Annotated in this window: 1 protein-coding gene; it reads right to left on the reverse strand. The window is 64.1% G+C overall.

Going from position 1 to position 554, the window contains the following annotated elements:
• Nucleotides 1-554: radical SAM protein (locus tag AC1D1X_RS25340; protein WP_477699642.1), on the reverse strand; the 554-nt coding region annotated here is incomplete at both ends.

Consider the following 554-nt stretch of genomic DNA (forward strand, 5'->3'; position numbering starts at 1 on the left):
TGAGGATGCGGTCGGAGCCGTGCTGAACCGGCAAATGCAGGTGGTTGACCAGTTTGGGCAGCTTGGCGTAGGCGTCGATCAGGCGCTGCGTGAACTCATTGGGGTGGCTGGTGACGTAGCGGATGCGCTCAATGCCCGGGATGTCGGACACGTATTCGAGCAAGGTTGCGAAGTCGGCGATCTCGGCCGTGCCACCCATGGGGCCACGGTAAGCGTTGACGTTTTGCCCGAGCAGCGTGACTTCCTTGACGCCCTGGTCGGCCAGGCCGGCGACTTCGACCAGCACGTCTTCGAAGGGCCGAGAGACCTCTTCGCCACGGGTGTAGGGCACCACGCAGTAGCTGCAGTACTTGGAGCAGCCTTCCATGATGCTCACGAAGGCGCTGGCGCCCTCGACGCGCGCCGGCGGCAGGTGGTCGAATTTTTCGATCTCGGGAAAGCTGATGTCGACCTGCGGCTTGCCCAGCCGGGTCCGGTTGGCCAGCAGCTGCGGCAGGCGGTGCAGGGTTTGCGGGCCGAAGACCACGTCGACATAAGGTGCGCGCTGGATGATG

This window comes from Polaromonas sp. P1_G4, from assembly GCF_056405475.1.